The 620-nt window shown below is 47.4% G+C and carries 1 protein-coding gene; it reads left to right on the top strand.

What is annotated here, in order from left to right:
• The coding region (locus tag R7R24_RS28135) for an alpha/beta fold hydrolase (RefSeq protein WP_318120365.1) at positions 1 to 620 on the top strand (620 nt) is incomplete at both ends.

Here is a 620-nt window from a genome sequence, read left to right as displayed (position 1 = left end):
TCCAACTTCATCGCCACTAACCCAGAGCTTTTGAAGCTGACACTTGAGCAAAACGGTCAAAATCTACTGGCTGGCTTAGAGCAGTTGAAAGAAGACGTTGAGTCGAGCGCAGACATTTTAAAAGTGCGTATGACGAACAACAACGCTTTCCGAGTGGGTGATGACGTTGCGACAACCGCTGGCGATGTGGTGTTTCAGAATGAGTTGTTTGAGCTTATTCAATATCGTCCGTTAACCGAAAAAGTCAACGCGACACCACTGCTTATCGTTCCGCCTTTCATCAACAAATACTACATTCTTGACCTCACTGCGAAGAACTCGATGGTTCGCTGGTTGCTTGAACAAGGCCACAGTGTGTTCATGATTTCTTGGCGTAATCCAGGTAAAGCGCAAGCGCATGTTGAATTTGGTGATTACGTTACTGAAGGCGTTGTGAAAGCGGTTTCTGCGATTGAAGAAATCACAGGGCAAGAGCAAATCAACGCGGCAGGTTACTGCATTGGTGGTACGGTTTTAGCGAGCACTGTTGCATACTATGCCGCAAAACGTATGAAGAAGCGCATCAAATCGGCGACGTTCTTCCCCACGCTTTTGGATTTCTCTCAACCGGGCGAAGTCGG

Source organism: Vibrio sp. 704 (assembly GCF_033339295.1).
This window is presented reverse-complemented; position numbering and strand designations above follow the sequence as displayed.